The following is an 18305-nucleotide window of genomic DNA, read 5'->3' as shown; positions in this document are numbered from 1 at the left end:
GATGCAAACGCCGGCATTGCGCCGGCGTTTGCATTCATGCAGCAGGCGGGCCTACTTCCCCAGCGTCTGGTTCAGCAGCTGGGCCAGCCGCAACCCGGCCAGCTCCACCTGGCTTTCCGCCAACGGGCGCATCTTGTCGAGATAGTCGTGGCCCATGCTGTGCTGGTCGTTGGCCGGGTACAGCGCGTGGGCGTCGATCAGCTCGCAGGATTCTTCCGACCAGGCTTGCAGTGCGCCGTCGGCCAGCGGAGGCAGGTTCGCCGGCGGCTGCTTGTCCAGCAAGGTGGCGTAACCGGCCAGCGGCATCCGCCGGCTGGCGAGGATGTAGTAGTCCCAGACCGAATGCAGGTTGGTGCCCATGATGCCGTTGGCGTAATTCTTCTGCGCATAGGCTTCCGGTTGGATCGGAGTGCGCAGGCTGATCTGGTAACGGTTGCCGCCGGCATCCGGACGGTTGTTGTTGTGCAGCGGCTGGTGTTCATCGCCCACCAGGTGCACGACGAATTTCAGGGCCTCGCGGCGGGCGTCCAGCGGCTGATTGCGGTCGCCCAGGATGGCCAGTTGCCGTTGCAGGGTGCCGACCACGCAATTGCCGTCGGGACAGTCGCGCGCCAGCACCAGGTGGCAGCTGTTGTCGCGGGCGTTGACGAAATGCCAGCGCGAGGTGGCGCGGAAACGTGCCGGGTCGGTGTCGCGCAGATCGTCGGCCCACGAGGCCACCCCGGCCAGGGTGGGGGTGGGCTCGCCCGCCAGCAGGGTGGCGACTTCGGCCCGGGTCGCGGGGGTCAGGTGGCGCTGGGCGATTTCGCCTACCAATGCGTGGCCCAACCGCGCCCATGCCCACGTGGTGGCGGGCAACAGGCAGCACAGGCCGGCAATGAGCAGGAAACGGGTGATTCTGGACATGGCACTGCCGGCGCACTGGATAGGGGCTAAAATGATAAGCCCCCGCGTCAGGTTCGGCGCGAATTTCCCAGGAGTCTTCCCGCAATGGCAATCAAGGTCGGCATCAACGGCTTCGGCCGCATCGGGCGCTGCGTGTTCCGCGCGGCCGTGCAGAATTTCGGCGGCGATATCGAGATCGTCGGCATCAACGACCTGCTGGAGCCGGATTACCTGGCCTACATGCTGCGCTACGACTCCGTGCACGGCCGCTTCGACGGCGACGTGAAGGTCGAGAACGGCAATCTGGTGGTGAATGGCAAGACCATCCGCCTGACCGCCGAGCGCGACCCGGCCAATCTGAAGTGGGACGCGGTGGGTGCCGACGTGGTGATCGAGTCCACCGGCCTGTTCCTGTCGGCCGATGCGGCGCAGAAGCACCTCGATGCCGGTGCCAGGAAGGTGCTGATGTCGGCGCCGTCGAAGGACGCCACCCCGATGTTCGTGTACGGCGTCAACCATGCCAAGTACGCCGGCGAGGCGATCATCTCCAATGCCTCCTGCACCACCAACTGCCTGGCCCCGGTGGCCAAGGTGCTGCACGACAAGTGGGGCATCAAGCGTGGCCTGATGACCACCGTGCACGCCGCCACCGCCACCCAGAAGACCGTCGATGGCCCGTCCAACAAGGACTGGCGCGGCGGCCGCGGCATCCTCGAGAACATCATTCCCTCCAGCACCGGCGCGGCCAAGGCGGTTGGCGTGGTGATCCCGGAACTCAACAAGAAGCTCACCGGCATGAGCTTCCGCGTGCCCACCAGCGACGTGTCCGTGGTCGACCTGACAGTGGAGCTGGAGAAGCCCGCCACCTACGCCGAGATCTGCGCGGAAATGAAGGCGCAGAGCGAAGGCCCGCTGAAGGGCATCCTCGGCTACACCGAGGACAAGGTGGTCGCCACCGACTTCCGCGGCGATGCCCGCACCAGCATCTTCGACGCCGAGGCCGGCATCGCGATGGACGACACCTTCGTCAAGCTGGTGAGCTGGTACGACAACGAATGGGGCTACAGCAACAAGTGCCTGGAAATGGTCAAGGTGATGGCGAAGTAAGCCGGCATCACGCCTGTCCTGCAAAACCCCGCCGCGTGCGGGGTTTTTGCTTTCTACCCGCCGGTGGCGCTGCGGATCAGCAGCTTGAGCTTGTCCGGCACGCCGTCCCATGCGCCGGCATCCGGCAGTGCCGGTTTCTTGGCCGTGAGCACCGGCCATTGCGGGGCCAGCTCGGCGTTGATGGCGAGGAAGTGCTCCTGCCCGGCGGGCACGTCGTCCTCGGGGAAGATCGCACCCACCGGGCATTCGGCCACGCACAGGGTGCAGTCGATGCAGCTTTCCGGGTCGATGACCAGGAAGTTGGGGCCTTCGTGGAAGCAATCCACCGGGCACACCTCGACGCAGTCGGTGTGCTTGCAGTTGATGCAGTTTTCGGTGACGACGTGGGTCATGGCGCGTGCAGGCGGGACTTTGATTGTGGGCCGCCGTCGACGGGGATGCGCTGATGCAGGTCAAGGGTGCGTGGAGGATGGCTTGATGCGGCTGGGGGGATAATGGCCGGCACACGCCGCCCACCACCGCCACCTGCCGATGCCCATGCCTGCCGCCGAAGCCACCGCCGTCCCCGACGCCCCCCAGATCGAACGGCTGGTGGATCGCTTTTACGATGCCATCCAGGTGCATCCGGACCTGGGCCCCGTGTTCAACGCCTTCGTTCACGACTGGCCGGCGCACAAACGGCTGCTGACGTCGTTCTGGAGTTCGGTGATCCTGCGTGCCGGCAGCTACCGCGGCAACCCGATGGCGGCGCACTTCAACCGAGGCATCACCACGGCCCACTTCGTGCAATGGCTGGCGCTGTGGCGGCAGACGGCCGATGCGGTGTTGGCCCCGGCGCAGGCCGAACTGGTGCACGAATACGCACAGCGCATCGGCCGCAGCCTGCGCTACGGACTGGGCCTGCCGGAGCCGCGGCATGACGCGGTGGCGCTGGATGTGCTGGCCGATGCCGCGCCGCGGGCACCGCGCGAGCGCCTGCCGCGCGGCCCGCAACCCTGACGCACCGGTGCATGCCGGGTGGTGTCATGGTAGAAGGCTGGCATGACAGCGGCTGCCGACATCGCCACGTGGAGCCTGCGCCGCCGGTTGGCGCAAGGCCTGGTGCTGGCCGCGCTGCTGCCCACCGTGCTGCTGGGGGCAGCCCTGTTGTGGGGGCAGTGGAAGAGCGACCGCGAGGCATTGCTGCTGCGCCTTGACGCCAACGCGCGCCAGAATGCCAGCCTCATCGATGATTTCCTGGACGCGCAGATGGCCGGCGTGCGCCTGCTGGCGGACCGCATCGAGGGCGATGCGAGCACGCGCGACAACGAACTGGCGCGCTTGCTGTATGTCTATCCCACCATGCTGCGCGCGGTACTGGTGGACGCGCGGGGGCAGGTGCTGGCGGTGCGCGACACGCGCGGGCGCACCTTGCCGACCAACGTGCACGCAATGGCGGGGGAAGACTGGTTCAAGGTCGCGCGCGACCAGTACCGCGCCAACGTGTCCGATGTGTTCCGGCGACCGGTCTATGGCAGCGAGACGGTGGTGGCGGTGGCGGCACCCATGCTGCGCGGGCGGCGTTTCGAGGGCGTGCTGCAAGCCGAGATCCCGGTGGACACCATCGCCCGGGTGAGCGCGGAAAGCCTGGCCCGGCGCAATCTGGAGTTCCTGCTGCTGGATCGCGGCAACCATGTCGTCTATGCGGGGCAGGGCCTGCGCTGGCGCGTGCTGGAAGACGCCGGGCCGCGCGGCGATGCCTTGCGACGGATGGCGCGCGGGGCCGAATACCCCGGGCGGACGGTGTTGCTGGATGACGTGCTGCGCAATGGCGGCATGGCCTACGTGAATGCGGTGTCGATGCGCAATGGCTGGACGCTGGTGCTGGTGGCACCCCGGCAACTGCTGCTGGCCCCGATGCTGCCGCGCCTGGTGTTGTTGGTGGGGATGCTGGCCGTGACCCTGGCCGGGGTGGTGTGGGCGATCCTGCGGCAACGCAAACTCCTGCGCGTCAGCATCGGCGGCTTGCTGGCCAGCTTGCGGGGGTATGCCCTGGGCGGGCGGCTGGAACCGGTCAGTCTTTCCGGCATGCCGGAGGAATTGTGGCCGCTGTCGACGGGCATGGGCGAACTTGCCGCCCGCATGAACGCCGCCTTCGACGAAGTGCAGCGGCTGTTGCAGCAGCGCGAGGAGGTGATCGCCGAGCGTACGGCGTCGCTGCGACAGGCGGTGGGCGAGCTGGACCGGCTCAGCCGTACCGATGCGCTGACCGGGTGCCTGAACTATCGCGGATTCGTGGAAACCGGAGAACGCTTGTGGCGGGAGGCATCCGCCACCGCACGGCCGCTGTCGGTGCTGGCATTGGATATCGACCATTTCAAGCGCTACAACGACCGCTACGGCCATGCCGAAGGCGATGGCGCCCTGCGGCGGTTCGCCGGTGCCGTGCGCAGCGCGCTGCTGCATCCGGATGACGTGCTGGCGCGGCCCGGGGGCGAGGAGTTCACCGTGTTCCTGCCCGACAGCAGTGCCGAGCAGGCGATGCGGGTGGGGCAGCGCGTCTGCCAGCGCGTGCGCGATGCCGACATCGCCCATGCCGATGCCGAGGAAGGGCGATTGACGGTCAGCGTGGGCGTGGCCACGCAGCAGCCCGGCGATGCCTGCCTGGAAGACCTGCTCAAGCGCGCGGATGCGGCCCTGTACCGGGCCAAGGCCGGAGGGAGGAACCGTTCCAGCGATTGAGCCGCATCCGGCGGCGATGGGGGACAATCCGCGGCCCGCCAACCCCGGCTGGCCGCAGGCTGCGTGGGTACAACCGAACAAGGGAATGGCATGGAAGGTTTGATCGTGATGCTGGCGTTGGCACTGCTGGCGGTGCCGGTGCTGTTGATCGTGGCATTGGTGTCGCTGGCCGAGGTGAAGCGGCGCGTGGCCCGGCTGGAAGCGGCAATGGACACCTTGCGGCAGGCGGCTGCCGCGTCGCCGCGCGCCCCCCAGGCGACGCAGGCACCACGCGGGGAGACGGACGCGACGGTGGCGGCACCGTGGCCCGCACCTGTGCCGGCAAACCCCGCCCCTGCACCTGTTCCCGATGCGGTGCCGCCCCCCCCCGTGGCCGCCGCCGTGGACCTGCCGGCCGCCGCCCGCGCCACTGCGCCGCCACCGCGCATGCCGACGCCACCGCCACGTGCCCCGGCCCGCCCGGACATGCTCGACGTGGCGGTGCGTGCGGTGAAGCGCTGGTTCACGGTGGGCAACGTGCCGGTGAAGGTGGGCATGCTGGTGTTGTTCGCGGGGGTGGCGGCGCTGCTGAAATACGCCGCCGACCAAGGCTGGATGGTGCTGCCGCCGGAATTGAAGCTGGCCGGCGTGGCGGCGGCGGCGTTGGCGGCACTGGCGTTCGCCTGGCGCAAGCGCGACAGCAACCGCACCTTCGCGCTCAGCCTGCAGGGCGGTGCCATCGGCGTGCTGCTGCTGGTGGTGTTCGCCGCCTTCAAGTTGTTCGCATTGGTGCCGGCCGGCGCCGCGTTCGCGCTCAGCATCGTGCTGGTGGCGGGCGCGGGCATGCTGGCGGTGCTGCAACGGGCGATGGCGCTGGCGGTATTCGCGCTGTTGGCCGGGTTCCTGGCGCCCATCTGGCTGTCCACCGGCAGCGGCAACCACGTGGCGTTGTTCTCGTATTACGCGGTGTTGAACGTCGCCATCGCCGCCATTGCGTGGTTCCGCGCCTGGCGCCTGCTCAACCTGCTGGGGTTCGTGTTCACCTTCGGCATCGGCGTGGCGTGGGGCGCACTGGATTACGCACCGGAGAAATTCGCCAGCACGCAGCCGTTCCTGTGCCTGTTCTTCGTCCTCTACCTGCTGATCCCGATCCTGTTTGCCCGTCAGCGGTTGCCCGGACGTCGCGATTTCATCGAGGGCTGCCTGGTGTTCGGCATGCCGCTGGTGGCGTTCTCGCTGGAGGCCGGCCTGCTGGAAGGTGCGCGCATGGCGCTGGCGGGGTGCGCCTTGGGGCTGGGCGTGCTGTATGCGGCCCTGGTGTGGTGGTTGCGGCGGCGTGGCGGGTTTGCGGCGTTGCTGCAGGCGTATGCCTTGCTGGCGGTGGGGTTCGCCACGCTGGCGGTGCCGCTGGCGTTGTCGGCGCAGGCCACCGCCAGCATCTTCGCGCTGGAAGGGGCGGGGCTGGCGTGGCTGGGGGTGCGCCAACAGCGCCGCGTGCCGCAATTCAGCGGTGCCGGGCTGCAAATGGTGGCGGCCATGGCGTTGCTGATCGGCCTTGACCATGCCGGTGCGTGGGCCGGCAGCGACGGTGCGCAGCGGATGTTCGCCAATGCCGGGTTCATGGGGGCGTTGCTGATCGCATTGGCCGGTTTCGCCAGCGCCTGGGTCTACCAGTCCGCGCGCCGCGCGGATGTGGCGATCGTGTACTACGCCTGGGGCCTGGCGTGGTGGGTAGGCAATGGCGTGCACGAGCTGGGTGAGTTTCTTGCCCTGCGCCACCTGCCGGATGCCTTGCTGGCGTTCGCCGCGGTGAGTGGCTGGCTGGCGGCGGAAGTGCAGCGGCGCAGGCCGGCAGCCGCATTGGGGTGGACCTGCCTGGCCGCGCTGGTGTCGGCGGTACCGTTGATGTTCTGGCAGACCGAGGTGCACCGGCAACCGTTCGCGGGGATGGGCGGGCTGGCGTGGCTGGTGTATCTGCTGCTGGGGCTGCGTGCGCTGGCCTGCCTGCGCGACGGCGGGCAGCGTTCGGCGCTGGCGGCGCAGTTTGCGTGGTGGCTGATCCTGCCGTTGCTGGGAAGCCTGCTGCTGCATTGGCTGGCGGACGATGTGGCGGGTTTGCAGGGCGGGTGGCAGATGGCCGCCACCGTATTGCCGTGGGCAGCCGTCATTGCCGTGGCCTTGCACCATTGGCGCTGGCTGTCGCTGCCGCTGGGGGCACGCTTCGACGCATGGCGCGGGCCGTTGCTGACGCTGCTGTTCGTGGTGTCCGGCCTGTGGTGGCTGGTATCGCTGTGGCACCCGGGGGATGCCGCGCCGCTGCCGTGGCTGCCGGTGTGCAACCCGCTGGAGTTGATGCAACTGGCCGTGCTGGTCCTGTTGTTGCGCTGGCAGCGCCCGCCGGGTGGCTCGCTGGCGCCGGCGCGCATCGCGTTGTTGGCGGGGCTGGCGTTCCTGTGGGTCACGTCCGTGGTGTTGCACGCCGTGCACCACTGGGGGGGCGAGCCCTGGGGCGATGGCCTGCTGTCCGGCAGCCTGGCGCAGACCAGTCTCAGCGTGACCTGGAGTGTGTTGGGCGTGCTGGGCTGGGTGATGGGGTCGCGGCGTGGACAGCGCATGTTGTGGCTGGCCGGTGCGGTGCTGATGGGCGTGGTGCTGGTGAAGTTGGTGCTGGTGGATCGTCAGCATCTCGGCAACCTGCTGGGGATCGGCTCCTTCATCGCCTATGGCCTGATGTGCACCGTGGTGGGGTACCTGGCACCGGCGCCGCCGCGCCAGGCGGACGCCGTTGCGGCGGAGGTGCCGGCATGAAGAAGTGGGGATGGATGTTGTTGCTGCCCGCATTGGCGGGGGCCGCCAGCCTGCCGTATGCCAAGCGCTGGCCGCTGGTGTTGGCGGCCAGTGACGAGGGGGCCTACCGGGTGGCGCTGTCGCCGCAGGTGTATGCCACCGCCGTGTGGCCCGATCTGCGCGACATCGACGTGGTGGATGCGCACGGCAAGCCGGTGGCGGCGGCGCTGTTCGGCCCCGAACAGCCGCTGGCACGCCCGGCTGCGCAGGTGGCGGTGCCGTGGTTCCCGCTGCCCGCCCCGGGTGCAGGGGATGCAACGGGGGTGCGGCTGTTCGCGCAGTTCGACGCCAACGGCCGCATCCTGCACCTGGACGCGCAGTCGTCACCCTCTTCATCTTCGCCAGCGAATGCCGACGGTGGCAGCGGCTTCCTGGTCGACCTCAGCAGCATCCGCGAGCCGGTCGCCGCACTGGCCGTCGAATGGACGCCCGGCGTCGCGCGCGAGGCGGCCTATCGTGTCGATGCCAGCGACGACTTGCAGGCATGGCAGTTGCTCCATGCGCGCGCGGCGCTGGTGGAGTTGCAGCATGACGGGCGGCAACTGCTGCGCAACGAAGTGCCGCTGGCCGGCAGCTGGCGTTACCTGCGCTTCATCCCGGTGGCGGGCACGCCGGCCCTGCCGGTGCACGGGGTGCGCGTGCGGTTGGCATCGACGGTGGCGCAACCGCCGCGTGCATGGGTGACGCTGGCCGGTACCCAGGGCCGTGCGCAGGGCAAGGACGTCATCGAATTCCGGAACACTGGCCGCTACCCCGTGACGGTGGCGGATCTGGCCGGCGGTGACAACGCGGTGGGCGAGTGGACGCTGGAAAGCCGCGACCAGCCCGACGCCCCGTGGCAATACCGGGCCGGGCCGTGGGTGGCATGGCGCGTGGGTGGGCAGCATCCCGGTGCCTCGCCGGAACAACCGCTGGCCGGTGCCCCGGTGCGCGACCACTATTGGCGTTTGCGCAGCGCGGGTGCGCTGCCGGCGCAACTGCCGCAACTGCGTCTGGGCTACCGGCCGGAAGTGCTGGTGTTCCTGGCGCAGGGCACCCCACCGTATGCCGTGGTGGCCGGCAGTGGTGCCGCCCGCCGCACACCGGTGCCGTTGCCGGCGCTGGTGGATGCACTGCGCGCGCAGCGTGGGCAGGACTGGCAGCCCGCCCCCGCCTATCTGGGCGCACCGGCGACGCTGGCCGGGGAGGCCGCATTGACACCGCCGCCGCCGCCGCGCGACTGGAAGACGTGGCTGCTGTGGGCACTGCTGGGCGCGGGCGCGCTGCTGGTGGCGGGCTTTGCGGCCAGCCTGTTGCGGCAGCCGCAAGCGCCGGACTGAGGGAGCCGGCGCGCTGTCGGTGCCGGTGGTTTGAAAGCCTGCCGGCGCACGGCGACAATAGCCGCTTCCCCCTGAGCCGACCCACGACCATGACCATCCAGCGCATGACCGACCTCGATCTCGCCGGCAAGCGAGTGTTGATTCGCCAGGACCTCAACGTGCCGGTGGCCGATGGCCGGGTGACGTCGGACCTGCGCATCGTCGCCTCGATTCCCACCCTCAAGCGGGCGCTGGAGCAAGGCGCGGCGGTGCTGGTGACCTCGCACCTTGGCCGCCCGAAGGAAGGCGCGTGGAGCGAGGCCGATTCGCTGGCCCCGGTGGCCGCGCGGTTGTCCGAATTGCTGGGCTTTCAGGTGCCGCTGGTGAAGGACTACCTGGCGGGCGTGGACGTGGCCCCTGGCCAGGTGGTGCTGCTGGAAAACTGCCGCATGAACGTCGGCGAGAAGGCCGACGACGAGGCGCTGTCGAAGCAGTACGCCGCGCTGTGCGACGTGTTCGTGATGGATGCATTCGGCACCGCGCACCGCGCGCAGGCATCCACCCACGGCGTCATCCGCTTCGCCCCGGTCGCCTGCGGCGGCCCGCTGCTGATGGCGGAACTCGATGCGCTGGACAAGGCGCTGGCCAACCCGGCCCGCCCGCTGCTGGCGATCGTTGCCGGCAGCAAGGTGTCCACCAAGCTCGAGCTGCTGGGCAGCCTGGTCGGCAAGGTCGACCAGCTGATCGTCGGCGGCGGGATTGCGAATACCTTCATCGCCGCGTTGGGCCACGGCGTCGGCAAGTCGCTGGTGGAGCTGGACCTGCTCGATACCGCGAAGGCGATCATGGCCGACGCGCATGCACGCGGCGCGGACATCCCGCTGCCGCTCGACGTGGTGGTGGCCCCGGCGTTCGCCGCCGACGCGCCGGCCACCGTGAAGGCGGTGGACGCGGTGGGCGCGGACGACATGATCCTCGACATCGGCCCGGCCACCGCCGCGCGCTACGCCGAGATCATCGCCAAGGCCGGCACCGTGGTCTGGAACGGCCCCGTTGGCGTGTTCGAGTTCGACGCCTTCGCCGCCGGCACCGAGGCGGTGGCGCGCGCGATCGCGGCGTCGAAGGCGTTCTCGATCGCCGGCGGCGGCGACACCCTGGCGGCGGTCGACAAGTTCGGCATCGCCGACCAGGTGTCCTACATCTCCACCGGCGGTGGCGCGTTCCTCGAGTTCCTCGAAGGCAAGATCCTGCCGGCGGTGGCGGCATTGGATGCACGCGGGATTTAAACGTTTGCAGGAGGGGGGTGCGCGGCACACGGCTGTGGTAGCGTTGCGGCTTCCTCGCTGACAACGATGTCATCACGCCGTTCATGACTGCCGCCCTCTCCGAACAACGTCGCCATACCCGCATCGTCGCCACCCTGGGCCCGGCCACCGACCCGCCGGAGGTGCTGGAGGCGATCCTGCGTGCCGGGGTGGATGTGGTGCGGCTGAATTTCTCGCACGGCGATCCGTCGGCACAAATTGCGCGCGGCGAGGCGGTGCGGGCGATGGCCGCGAAGATCGGCCGTGAAGTCGGCATCCTCGCCGACTTGCCGGGGCCGAAGATCCGCGTGGAAACCTTTGCCGAAGGCAAGGTGCAACTCAAGGCCGGCCAGCGTTTCGACCTGGTGGCCCGCCTCGATGCACCGCCCGGCGATGCCACCCAGGTGGGCGTGAGTTACCTGGAATTGCCCGGCGACGTGGTGCCCGGCGATGTGCTGCTGCTGGATGACGGCATCGTGCAATTGCAGGTCACCGCGATCGAAGGCGAGCGCATCGTCACCACCGTACTCAACGACTGCGTGCTGTCCAACCGCAAGGGCCTCAACAAGCAGGGCGGCGGGTTGTCGCTGGGTGCGATCACCGAGAAGGACCGCGAGCTGATCGTCATTGCCGCCGGCATGGACGTGGACTTCATCGCGGTGTCGTTCTGCCGCAATGCCGAGGACATGCACGAGGCGCGTCGGGTGGCGCGTGCGCACGGCTGCAAGGCGGGACTGGTGGCGAAGATCGAGCGTGCCGAGGCGATCGAGAACCTCGCCGAAATCGTCGATGCCAGCGACGTGGTGATGGTGGCGCGCGGGGACCTGGGCGTGGAAATCGGCGACGCCGCATTGCCCGGCCTGCAAAAGAAGATCATCCGCGAGTCGGTGGCGCGCGAGAAGGTCGTCATCACCGCCACCCAGATGCTGCAATCGATGGTGGACAGCCCCGTCCCCACCCGCGCCGAGGTGCTGGACGTGGCCAACGCGGTCATCGACGGCACCGACGCGGTGATGCTGTCGCAGGAATCCGCCGCCGGCAATTGGCCGGTGCGCGCGGTGGAAGCGATGGCGCGCATCTGCATGGGCGCGGAAAAGCAATTCGAAGCCGACACCGACTTCGAGCAGGCGCGGCGCGGCCTGGCGCGTGCCGACCAGGCCATCGCCATGGCCACCATGTTCCTGTGCGAGCACGTCGGCGTGCGCGCGGTGGTGGCGATGACCGAATCCGGCGGCACCGCCCGCTACCTGTCGCGGTTCCGCAGTGCGGTGCCGATCTACGCCTTCTCCCACCATGCCAACGCGCGCCGCCGCATGGCACTGATGCGCGACGTGTTCCCGATGGACTACGACAGCCGCGGCCAGACCCCGCGCCAGGCTGCACGCGGCAGCATTCGCCTGCTGGTGGAGGCCGGCCTGCTGGCTCCCGGCGACCGCGTGGTGTTCACCAGCGGCGAGCACATGGAAACCAAGGGCGCCACCAACACCCTGCGCCTGCTGGAAATCGGCACCGACGGGCACGCGACCGGGCTGGGAGAGTTGTAGCGTCGCGCGCGCATCATCGGATCCCCCGTCCGGCCTGCGTTCGCCGGCGGTTGCGGCCGGGAAGGCGGTCGGCGGGCCGGCTATAATGCGCGGATTCCCTCCGCCAGCCGAGCCGCACGCCATGAGCATCGAACAACTCGCCGAAACCGCCCGCGCCATGGTTGCCCCGGGCAAGGGCATCATCGCCATCGACGAATCCTCCGCCACCTGCAAGAAGCGCTTCGATGGCGTGGGCATCGAGTGCACCGAGGAGAACCGCCGCGCCTATCGCGAGTTGCTGCTCACCGCACCGAATGCCAACCAGTACCTGTCGGGCGCGATCCTGTTCGACGAAACCCTGCGCCAGTCCACCCGTGACGGCGTGCCGTTCGCCCAGTACATGCTGGACCACGGCATGATCCCCGGCATCAAGGTGGACAAGGGCCCGGTGGCGCTGGCCGGCTTCCCCGGCGAGGTGGTCACCGAAGGGCTGGACGGCCTGCGCGACCGCCTGAAGGAGTACTACAAGCTCGGTGCGCGCTTCGCCAAGTGGCGCGCGGTAATCAACATCGGCGAGGACATCCCGTCCGGCACCTGCATCGAGGCCAACAGCCATGCGCTGGCGCGCTATGCGGCGCTGTGCCAGGAGCAGGGCCTGGTGCCGATGGTCGAGCCGGAAGTGTTGATGGACGGCGACCACGACATCGGCACCTGCTTCGAAGTGACCGAAGTGGTGCTGCGCTCGCTGTTCGATGCGCTGTACAACAACAGCGTGATGCTGGAAGGCACCATCCTCAAGGCATCGATGGTGGTGTCGGGCAAGAATTGCGAGGAGCAGGCCAGCGTCGAGGAAGTGGCCGAGTCCACCCTGATGTGCCTGAAGTCGGCGGTGCCGGCGATCCTGCCGGGCATCGTGTTCCTGTCGGGTGGGCAGAGCGACCAGGACGCCACCGCGCACCTGAACGCCATGAACCAGATGGGCCCGAACCCGTGGCCGCTGAGCTTCAGCTATGGCCGCGCCATGCAGCAGGCCGCACTGAAGCTGTGGGCTGCCGACATGACCGGCAACTACGCCAAGGCCCAGCAGACCGTGTTCGAGCGTGCCAAGGCCAACGGCCTGGCGGCGCTGGGGCAGTGGCAGGGCTGAGGAACGCGCCCGGGCCGTTGCCTTCGGGCAACGGTGCGAACAGCAACGCCGGCTGCGTGCCGGCGTTGTCGTTTCCGGCGAAGGCAGCGGTCGCGGTTGCGCAACAAGCCGGGCGGCGGCCCCCGGCGTCATGCCGGCGTCGATTGCCGTTGCCGGCGGGCGCACCTACACTGTGCGCATTCGTCGGGAGGGGTGTCATGTTGTCCGCAAGCCGTGTTGCCGGGGCCATGTTGATGTTGGCGATGCCGCTGTTGGCACGGGCGGGGGGCGATGCCTGCCAGTCCGGCGTGCTTGCGGCCACGCCGGTCCGCATGTCGGTGGTGTCGACGGTGGCGATCGAGTTCACGCCATCCACCACCCAGCTTGGGGGTGCCAGCGGAGTGCTGGTGCAATCCTTCGACGAGGCCCTGTCGGTGGACAACGTGCTGGCGCGCATCCGCATCGACGGTTGTCGCGCCGTGGCCAGGCCGGCAGCGCTGGCGGCCGGTGCCGTCGATCCGGCGGCCTACAAGCCGCAGACGGCATACGACAACACGCCCTGGCGCTTCAACATGACCCAGAACGGCAAGCGCATGACCGCCGACGAATTCGATGCGTGGATGAAGGCGCGCGGCGTGCGCGTGGTTGGTCGCAAGGATCCGGCGGCCCCGGCGCAACCGGACAAGTGAGCGCGCGCCACGGGCTGGCGCGCATTCTTTCCAAGCGGGGCCTGTGCTCGCGTCGCGAGGCGGAGGCGTGGATACGCGCCGGGCGCGTGCGCCTGGACGGACGCATCGTGCGTGACCCGGAATGCCCCGCCGACCTGCATGCGGCGCGCATCACCATCGACGATATGCCTGTCGCCGCAGTCGACGCGCGCTACCTGATGCTCAACAAGCCGCGCGGGCTGGTCACCACCGCCCATGACGAGCACGGGCGCGACACCGTGTACCGCTGCTTCGACGGCGCGGGATTGGGATGGATCGCGCCGGTGGGCCGGCTGGACAAGGCCAGCGAGGGCCTGTTGCTGTTCAGCAATGACCCGGCGTGGGCCGCGCGCATCACCGATCCCGCCACCGGGCCCGGCAAGACCTACCACGTGCAGGTGGACTGCCTGCCCGATGCAGAACGGTTGGCGGCGCTGCGGGCGGGCGTGCAGGTCGAGGACGAGTGGTTGCGCGTGGTGTCGGCCACCCTGTTGCGGCAGGGGGCCAAGCATGCGTGGCTGGAAATCGTGCTGGACGAGGGGCGCAACCGCCAGATCCGCCGTTTGCTGGCAGCGTTTGGCATCGGCGTGCTGCGGCTGGTGCGGGTGGCGATCGGCCCGCTGGCTCTGGGCGATCTGCCGAAAGGGCAATGGCGCACGTTGACGGATGCGGAAATCGGGTTGTTGCAGCAAGCCATGCAGGAGGTGGACTGAAATGCCGAGCTTGATCCGGGTTGCAACATTGCTGGGATGCCTGGCCGTGCTGGCCGGCTGCGCATCCTCCGGAACACGAGTGGCCGCATCGGCACCGGCCGTGTCCCTGCCGGTGCAGCCGGCCACAGGCCGGGATGCGCGCGGCAGTTATCGGTTCCTGATGCAGCGCGATGGCCAGACCATGACCGCAGACCAGTTCGATGCCTGGATGCGGGCCAATGGCATCCGGGTGGCACGCGGGCAGGTACAGCCTGCGGCCACGACTGAAAAGGCACGCCGGACGGTGCAGCGCGACCACCCGGTCACGCGCAAATCCCGATTCAGGCGCCGATGACGCCCAGCTCGCGACCGATGCGGATGAAGGCATCGATGGCGCGGTCGAGGTGCTGGCGGGTATGCGCCGCGCTCATCTGGGTGCGGATGCGCGCCTGGCCCTTGGCCACCACCGGGAAGAAGAAACCGATGGCGTAGATGCCTTCTTCCAGCAGGCGTTCGGCGAAGCGCTGCGCCAGCGGCGCGTCGTACAGCATCACCGGGCAGATTGGATGCACGCCGGGCTTGATGTCGAAGCCGGCAGCAGTCATGCGTTCGCGGAAATACGCGGTGTTTTCGCGCAGCCGCGCGCGCAGCTCGCCGGCCGAGGACAGCATTTCGAACGCCTTGGTGCCGGCGGCGGCCACGTGCGGCGGCAGCGAGTTGGAGAACAGGTAGGGCCGCGAGCGCTGGCGCAGCATTTCGATCACTTCGCTGCGGCCGGTGGTGAAGCCGCCCAGCGCGCCGCCCATCGCCTTGCCGAGGGTGCCGGTGATGATGTCGATCTTGTCCAGCACGCCTTTGACTTCGGCGCTGCCGCGGCCGCTGTCGCCCAGGAAGCCGGTGGCGTGGCATTCGTCGATGTGTACCAGCGCCCCGTACTTCGCCGCCAGTGCGGTGATGTCATCCAGCGGGGCGATGAAGCCGTCCATCGAGAACACGCCGTCGGTGGTGATCAGGATGGTGCGCGCGCCGTCGGCCCTGGCTTGCTTGAGCTGGGTTTCAAGATCGGCCATGTCGCAGTTGGCGTAGCGGTAGCGCTTGGCCTTGCACAGGCGCACGCCGTCGATGATGGAGGCGTGGTTGAGGGCATCGGAAATGATCGCGTCGGTCTCGTCCAGCAGTGGCTCGAACAGGCCGCCGTTGGCATCGAAGCAGGCGGCGTACAGGATGGTGTCCTGCTTGCCGAAGAACGCCGAGATGGTCTGCTCCAGCTGCTTGTGCAGGTCCTGCGTGCCGCAGATGAAACGCACCGAGGCCATGCCGAAACCGTGGCTGTCCAGCGCGTCCTTGGCGGCGGCGATGATGTCCGGGTGGTCGGCCAGGCCCAGGTAGTTGTTGGCGCAGAAGTTCAGCACGCTGCGGCCATCGGCCAGGGTGATTTCGGCCGATTGCGGGCTGGTGATGATGCGCTCGGATTTGAACAGGCCCTGCGCACGGATGGCGGCCAGCTCCTCGACATAGCGTTGGGTCAGGGGGGAAGTCGGCGCGGTGGCGGTCATGGCGGGCCTGGAGGCAGGGGAGACTCAAGATTTTAGACTGCGGCCCGATAGGGGAGTAGTCCCAGGGGGGGGCGGCATGGCCCCCTGCTCTTGCCCTGCGGGCAGGCGGTACAGCACTCTGGGCATGCATTACGGCGCACTCACATTTCACCAAGGGAATCGACATGGGCAAAAAAACGGGTATCTGGGCCGCAGGCGTGCTGGTGCTGCTTGCGGCGTCCTTTCCTGCCAGCGCGGAAGACGAGCCGGGGTCGTCGCTGAGCTGGAACGCGAGCCTGGTATCGGACTACCTGTTCCGCGGCGTTTCCCAGACCAATGAAAAACCCACCGCGCAGGCCACGTTGACCTGGACGGCACCGGCGGGGTTTTACGCGGGCACGTTCCTGTCCGGCGTCGATTTCGGCCCCGGCAGCCCGCACACCGAGGCCGACCTGTTCGTCGGCTACGGCCACAGCCTCGGTGACAAGGTGGCGCTGGATGTGCTGTTGAGCCACTACAACTACCCCGGTGGCAGCGACCTGGCCTACAACGAGCTGGTGACGACCGCCACCATCGACGAGCGCTGGAAGCTGGTGCTGGGCTACAGCAACGACATCTGGAACACCGGCACCACCGCGATGTATTACGGGGCGGGTGCGGAATGGCCTTTGCCGAAGGACTTCAGCCTGTCCGCCAACATCGGCCGCACCGCCTTCAACGACAACCTGGCGGTGGGTGCGGAGGACTACACCGACTGGAACGTGAGCGTCAGCAAGACCATCGGCATCGCCGACGTGGCGCTGGGCTATTACGGCACCGACGGTGCCGGCCGGCGCAGTTTCGGCAACCTGGCCGACAACCGCCTGCTGTTGACCGTGTCGTTCGGGTCGCACTGAGCCAGGCCCGGCCGTGCATGCGAAAAAGGCGCCGTCCGGCGCCTTTTTCGTGCCCACCAGGGGCTGCGGTCACAGCCAGCTCAGTACCACCTTGCCGGCCTTGCCCTGTTCCATCAGGTCGAAACCCTTCTGGAACTCGTCGATCGGCAGCTGGTGGGTCAGCACCTTGCCCAGCGGGAAGCCGGACAGCACCAGCTGGGTCATCTTGTACCAGGTCTCGTACATCTTGCGGCCGTAGATGCCCTGCACGGTCAGGCCCTTGAAGATGATCTTGTCCCAGTCGCAGCCCGCGCCCTTGGGCATGATGCCGAGCATCGCGATCTTGCCGCCGTGGTACATGCAGTCCAGCATGTCGTTGAAGGCGCGCGGGTTGCCGCTCATCTCCAGGCCCACGTCGAAGCCTTCCATGTGCAGGTCGGCCATCACGTCCTTCAGCGAGGTGTTGGACACGTTCACCACCCGGGTGGCGCCCATGTCCGCAGCCAGCTTGAGGCGGAAGTCGTTGACGTCGGTGACCACGACGTTGCGCGCGCCGATGTGCTTGCAGATGCCCGCGGCAATGATCCCGATCGGGCCGGCGCCGGTGATCAGCACGTCCTCGCCGATCACGTCGAACTCCAGCGCGCAGTGCGCGGCGTTGCCGTAGGGATCGAAGAACGCGGCCAGCTCGGACGGGATCTGGTCCGGGATCGGCCACAGGTTGCTGGCCGGCATGGTCATGTATTCGGCGAACGCGCCGTTGCGGTTCACGCCGATGCCCACCGTGTTCGGGCACAGGTGCGGACGCCCGCCGCGGCAGTTGCGGCAATGGCCGCAGACGATGTGCCCCTCCGCCGAGACGCGCTGGCCAAGCTCGTAGCCGGTCACGGCCGAGCCCAGCTGCACGATGCGGCCGACGAACTCGTGGCCGATGGTCAGCCCCGGCTGGATGGTGCGCTGGCTCCAGTCGTCCCACAGGTAGATGTGCAGGTCGGTGCCGCAGATCGCGGTCTTTTCCAGCTTGATCAGGACCTCGTTGGGGCCGGGTGCCGGCACCGGCACCTGCTCCATCCAGATGCCCTTGGCGGCTTCGCGCTTGACCAGCGCCTTCATCGTCTGTGTCATTGGCCGGGAACATGCAGGGAAACCGGAGGTGATTATAGCGGCTGAACCCACGTGCCCGTCCGGGGTTTCCACGGACCTGCGTTCACATGGAAGACGATGAGGAACGACGGATGCGTCGCCCACGGGCTTCAGGAATGCGTGGAAAGGCCGTAAAGGCAGGGTTGCAGGCAGCCGCAGAGACAGGGAGATGTTTGTACATGACCATCCAGTCGGATTCCCGCAAGACGTTGCTGGTCGTCGATGACAGCAAGGTGTCGCGGATGGTGATCAAGGCGCACATCCTCGAAGCGTGCCCGCAGTGGCAGGTGATCGAGGCAGGTACCGGCGAGGAGGCGATCGCGCAGGTCGGTCGCGGCGTGCCCGACTACTGCACGATGGACGTCAACATGCCCGGGATGCTGGGCACCGATGCCGCCGCCGCGATCCTGCAAGCGCACCCGCAGGTGCGCATCGCCATCTTCACCGCCAACATCCAGGAGGCCGTGCAGGGCCGCGCGCAGCAACTGGGGGCGGTGTTCGTGCCCAAGCCGGTGACCGAAAAGTCGATCGCGCAGGCGTTGCAGTACTTCATGGGGTAGGCC

General features: G+C 68.3%; 17 protein-coding genes. 13 read left to right on the top strand and 4 right to left on the bottom strand.

The window, feature by feature from the left end:
- Positions 1-51: 51 nt before the first annotated feature.
- Complete coding sequence (locus tag ACE3OK_RS01500) at positions 52-906, bottom strand: S1/P1 nuclease (protein WP_374247743.1); 855 nt, start codon at positions 904-906, stop codon at positions 52-54.
- Positions 907-990: 84 nt separating this feature from the next.
- Between ACE3OK_RS01500 and gap the strand changes: the two genes are divergently transcribed.
- Positions 991-1992: a type I glyceraldehyde-3-phosphate dehydrogenase gene (gap, locus tag ACE3OK_RS01495; protein WP_374247742.1), complete on the top strand. Its 1002-nt coding sequence runs from the start codon at positions 991-993 to the stop codon at positions 1990-1992.
- A 53-nt stretch (positions 1993-2045) separates the two neighbouring features.
- Here gap and fdxA read toward each other — a convergent pair whose 3' ends face one another.
- A complete protein-coding gene (gene fdxA / locus ACE3OK_RS01490) occupies positions 2046-2384 on the bottom strand; it encodes a ferredoxin FdxA (RefSeq protein ID WP_374247741.1) in 339 nt (112 codons plus the stop codon).
- Between the two features lie 145 nt (positions 2385-2529).
- On the opposite strand from fdxA, the gene ACE3OK_RS01485 reads away from it, so the two are divergent.
- From ACE3OK_RS01485 to ACE3OK_RS01440, 10 genes are all read left to right on the top strand, one after another.
- The gene (locus ACE3OK_RS01485) at positions 2530-2991 is read left to right on the top strand and encodes a group III truncated hemoglobin (protein ID WP_374247740.1); all 462 of its coding nucleotides are present in this window, start codon (positions 2530-2532) and stop codon (positions 2989-2991) included.
- Positions 2992-3033: 42 nt separating this feature from the next.
- Positions 3034-4713 carry a diguanylate cyclase gene (locus ACE3OK_RS01480; RefSeq protein WP_374247739.1) on the top strand — a complete coding sequence of 560 codons (1680 nt, stop codon included), beginning with the start codon at positions 3034-3036 and terminating at the stop codon, positions 4711-4713.
- 90 nt (positions 4714-4803) lie between these two features.
- Complete coding sequence (locus ACE3OK_RS01475; protein ID WP_374247737.1) at positions 4804-7500, top strand: DUF2339 domain-containing protein; 2697 nt, start codon at positions 4804-4806, stop codon at positions 7498-7500.
- The gene (locus ACE3OK_RS01470; RefSeq protein ID WP_374247736.1) at positions 7497-8858 is read left to right on the top strand and encodes a DUF3999 domain-containing protein; all 1362 of its coding nucleotides are present in this window, start codon (positions 7497-7499) and stop codon (positions 8856-8858) included. The genes ACE3OK_RS01475 and ACE3OK_RS01470 overlap by 4 nt, the downstream gene beginning before the upstream one ends.
- Positions 8859-8947: 89 nt before the next feature.
- Positions 8948-10123: a phosphoglycerate kinase gene (locus ACE3OK_RS01465; protein ID WP_374247735.1), complete on the top strand. Its 1176-nt coding sequence runs from the start codon at positions 8948-8950 to the stop codon at positions 10121-10123.
- Between the two features lie 83 nt (positions 10124-10206).
- Positions 10207-11685 (top strand): pyruvate kinase, encoded by a 1479-nt coding sequence (gene pyk, locus ACE3OK_RS01460; RefSeq protein ID WP_374247734.1) that lies wholly within the window; start codon positions 10207-10209, stop codon positions 11683-11685.
- Positions 11686-11806: 121 nt separating this feature from the next.
- Positions 11807-12811, top strand: coding sequence for a class I fructose-bisphosphate aldolase (locus ACE3OK_RS01455; protein WP_374247733.1), 1005 nt, complete (start codon positions 11807-11809; stop codon positions 12809-12811).
- Between the two features lie 197 nt (positions 12812-13008).
- Positions 13009-13479: a hypothetical protein gene (locus ACE3OK_RS01450; RefSeq protein ID WP_374247732.1), complete on the top strand. Its 471-nt coding sequence runs from the start codon at positions 13009-13011 to the stop codon at positions 13477-13479.
- Positions 13398-14210 carry a pseudouridine synthase gene (locus ACE3OK_RS01445; RefSeq protein WP_374247898.1) on the top strand — a complete coding sequence of 271 codons (813 nt, stop codon included), beginning with the start codon at positions 13398-13400 and terminating at the stop codon, positions 14208-14210. Before ACE3OK_RS01450 ends, ACE3OK_RS01445 begins: the two co-directional genes overlap by 82 nt.
- Before the next feature lies 1 nt (position 14211).
- Positions 14212-14544 carry a hypothetical protein gene (locus ACE3OK_RS01440; protein ID WP_374247731.1) on the top strand — a complete coding sequence of 111 codons (333 nt, stop codon included), beginning with the start codon at positions 14212-14214 and terminating at the stop codon, positions 14542-14544.
- Here ACE3OK_RS01440 and kbl read toward each other — a convergent pair.
- Positions 14531-15745 carry a glycine C-acetyltransferase gene (gene kbl, locus ACE3OK_RS01435; protein WP_374247730.1) on the bottom strand — a complete coding sequence of 405 codons (1215 nt, stop codon included), beginning with the start codon at positions 15743-15745 and terminating at the stop codon, positions 14531-14533. The genes ACE3OK_RS01440 and kbl overlap by 14 nt on opposite strands.
- A gap of 164 nt (positions 15746-15909) precedes the next feature.
- On the opposite strand from kbl, the gene ACE3OK_RS01430 reads away from it, so the two are divergent.
- A complete protein-coding gene (locus tag ACE3OK_RS01430) occupies positions 15910-16620 on the top strand; it encodes a TorF family putative porin (protein WP_374247729.1) in 711 nt (236 codons plus the stop codon).
- 69 nt (positions 16621-16689) lie between these two features.
- Here ACE3OK_RS01430 and tdh read toward each other — a convergent pair whose 3' ends face one another.
- Positions 16690-17724 (bottom strand): L-threonine 3-dehydrogenase, encoded by a 1035-nt coding sequence (gene tdh / locus ACE3OK_RS01425; RefSeq protein WP_374247728.1) that lies wholly within the window; start codon positions 17722-17724, stop codon positions 16690-16692.
- A gap of 197 nt (positions 17725-17921) precedes the next feature.
- Between tdh and ACE3OK_RS01420 the strand changes: the two genes are divergently transcribed.
- Positions 17922-18302, top strand: coding sequence for a response regulator (locus ACE3OK_RS01420; protein ID WP_374247727.1), 381 nt, complete (start codon positions 17922-17924; stop codon positions 18300-18302).
- Positions 18303-18305 lie beyond the last annotated feature (3 nt).

Origin of the sequence: Thermomonas sp. (assembly GCF_041905325.1) — a bacterium.
In the GTDB taxonomy this organism is placed as follows: domain Bacteria; phylum Pseudomonadota; class Gammaproteobacteria; order Xanthomonadales; family Xanthomonadaceae; genus Thermomonas.
This window is presented reverse-complemented; position numbering and strand designations above follow the sequence as displayed.

What these genes read in the sequence shown, in the direction of transcription:
- ACE3OK_RS01500 (WP_374247743.1), bottom strand. Translation starts at nt 906, where the DNA reads ATGTCCAGAATCACCCGTTTCCTGCTCATTGCCGGCCTGTGCTGCCTG.
- gap (WP_374247742.1), top strand. Translation starts at nt 991, where the DNA reads ATGGCAATCAAGGTCGGCATCAACGGCTTCGGCCGCATCGGGCGCTGC.
- fdxA (WP_374247741.1), bottom strand. Translation starts at nt 2,384, where the DNA reads ATGACCCACGTCGTCACCGAAAACTGCATCAACTGCAAGCACACCGAC.
- ACE3OK_RS01485 (WP_374247740.1), top strand. Translation starts at nt 2,530, where the DNA reads ATGCCTGCCGCCGAAGCCACCGCCGTCCCCGACGCCCCCCAGATCGAA.
- ACE3OK_RS01480 (WP_374247739.1), top strand. Translation starts at nt 3,034, where the DNA reads ATGACAGCGGCTGCCGACATCGCCACGTGGAGCCTGCGCCGCCGGTTG.
- ACE3OK_RS01475 (WP_374247737.1), top strand. Translation starts at nt 4,804, where the DNA reads ATGGAAGGTTTGATCGTGATGCTGGCGTTGGCACTGCTGGCGGTGCCG.
- ACE3OK_RS01470 (WP_374247736.1), top strand. Translation starts at nt 7,497, where the DNA reads ATGAAGAAGTGGGGATGGATGTTGTTGCTGCCCGCATTGGCGGGGGCC.
- ACE3OK_RS01465 (WP_374247735.1), top strand. Translation starts at nt 8,948, where the DNA reads ATGACCATCCAGCGCATGACCGACCTCGATCTCGCCGGCAAGCGAGTG.
- pyk (WP_374247734.1), top strand. Translation starts at nt 10,207, where the DNA reads ATGACTGCCGCCCTCTCCGAACAACGTCGCCATACCCGCATCGTCGCC.
- ACE3OK_RS01455 (WP_374247733.1), top strand. Translation starts at nt 11,807, where the DNA reads ATGAGCATCGAACAACTCGCCGAAACCGCCCGCGCCATGGTTGCCCCG.
- ACE3OK_RS01450 (WP_374247732.1), top strand. Translation starts at nt 13,009, where the DNA reads ATGTTGTCCGCAAGCCGTGTTGCCGGGGCCATGTTGATGTTGGCGATG.
- ACE3OK_RS01440 (WP_374247731.1), top strand. Translation starts at nt 14,212, where the DNA reads ATGCCGAGCTTGATCCGGGTTGCAACATTGCTGGGATGCCTGGCCGTG.
- kbl (WP_374247730.1), bottom strand. Translation starts at nt 15,745, where the DNA reads ATGACCGCCACCGCGCCGACTTCCCCCCTGACCCAACGCTATGTCGAG.
- ACE3OK_RS01430 (WP_374247729.1), top strand. Translation starts at nt 15,910, where the DNA reads ATGGGCAAAAAAACGGGTATCTGGGCCGCAGGCGTGCTGGTGCTGCTT.
- tdh (WP_374247728.1), bottom strand. Translation starts at nt 17,724, where the DNA reads ATGACACAGACGATGAAGGCGCTGGTCAAGCGCGAAGCCGCCAAGGGC.
- ACE3OK_RS01420 (WP_374247727.1), top strand. Translation starts at nt 17,922, where the DNA reads ATGACCATCCAGTCGGATTCCCGCAAGACGTTGCTGGTCGTCGATGAC.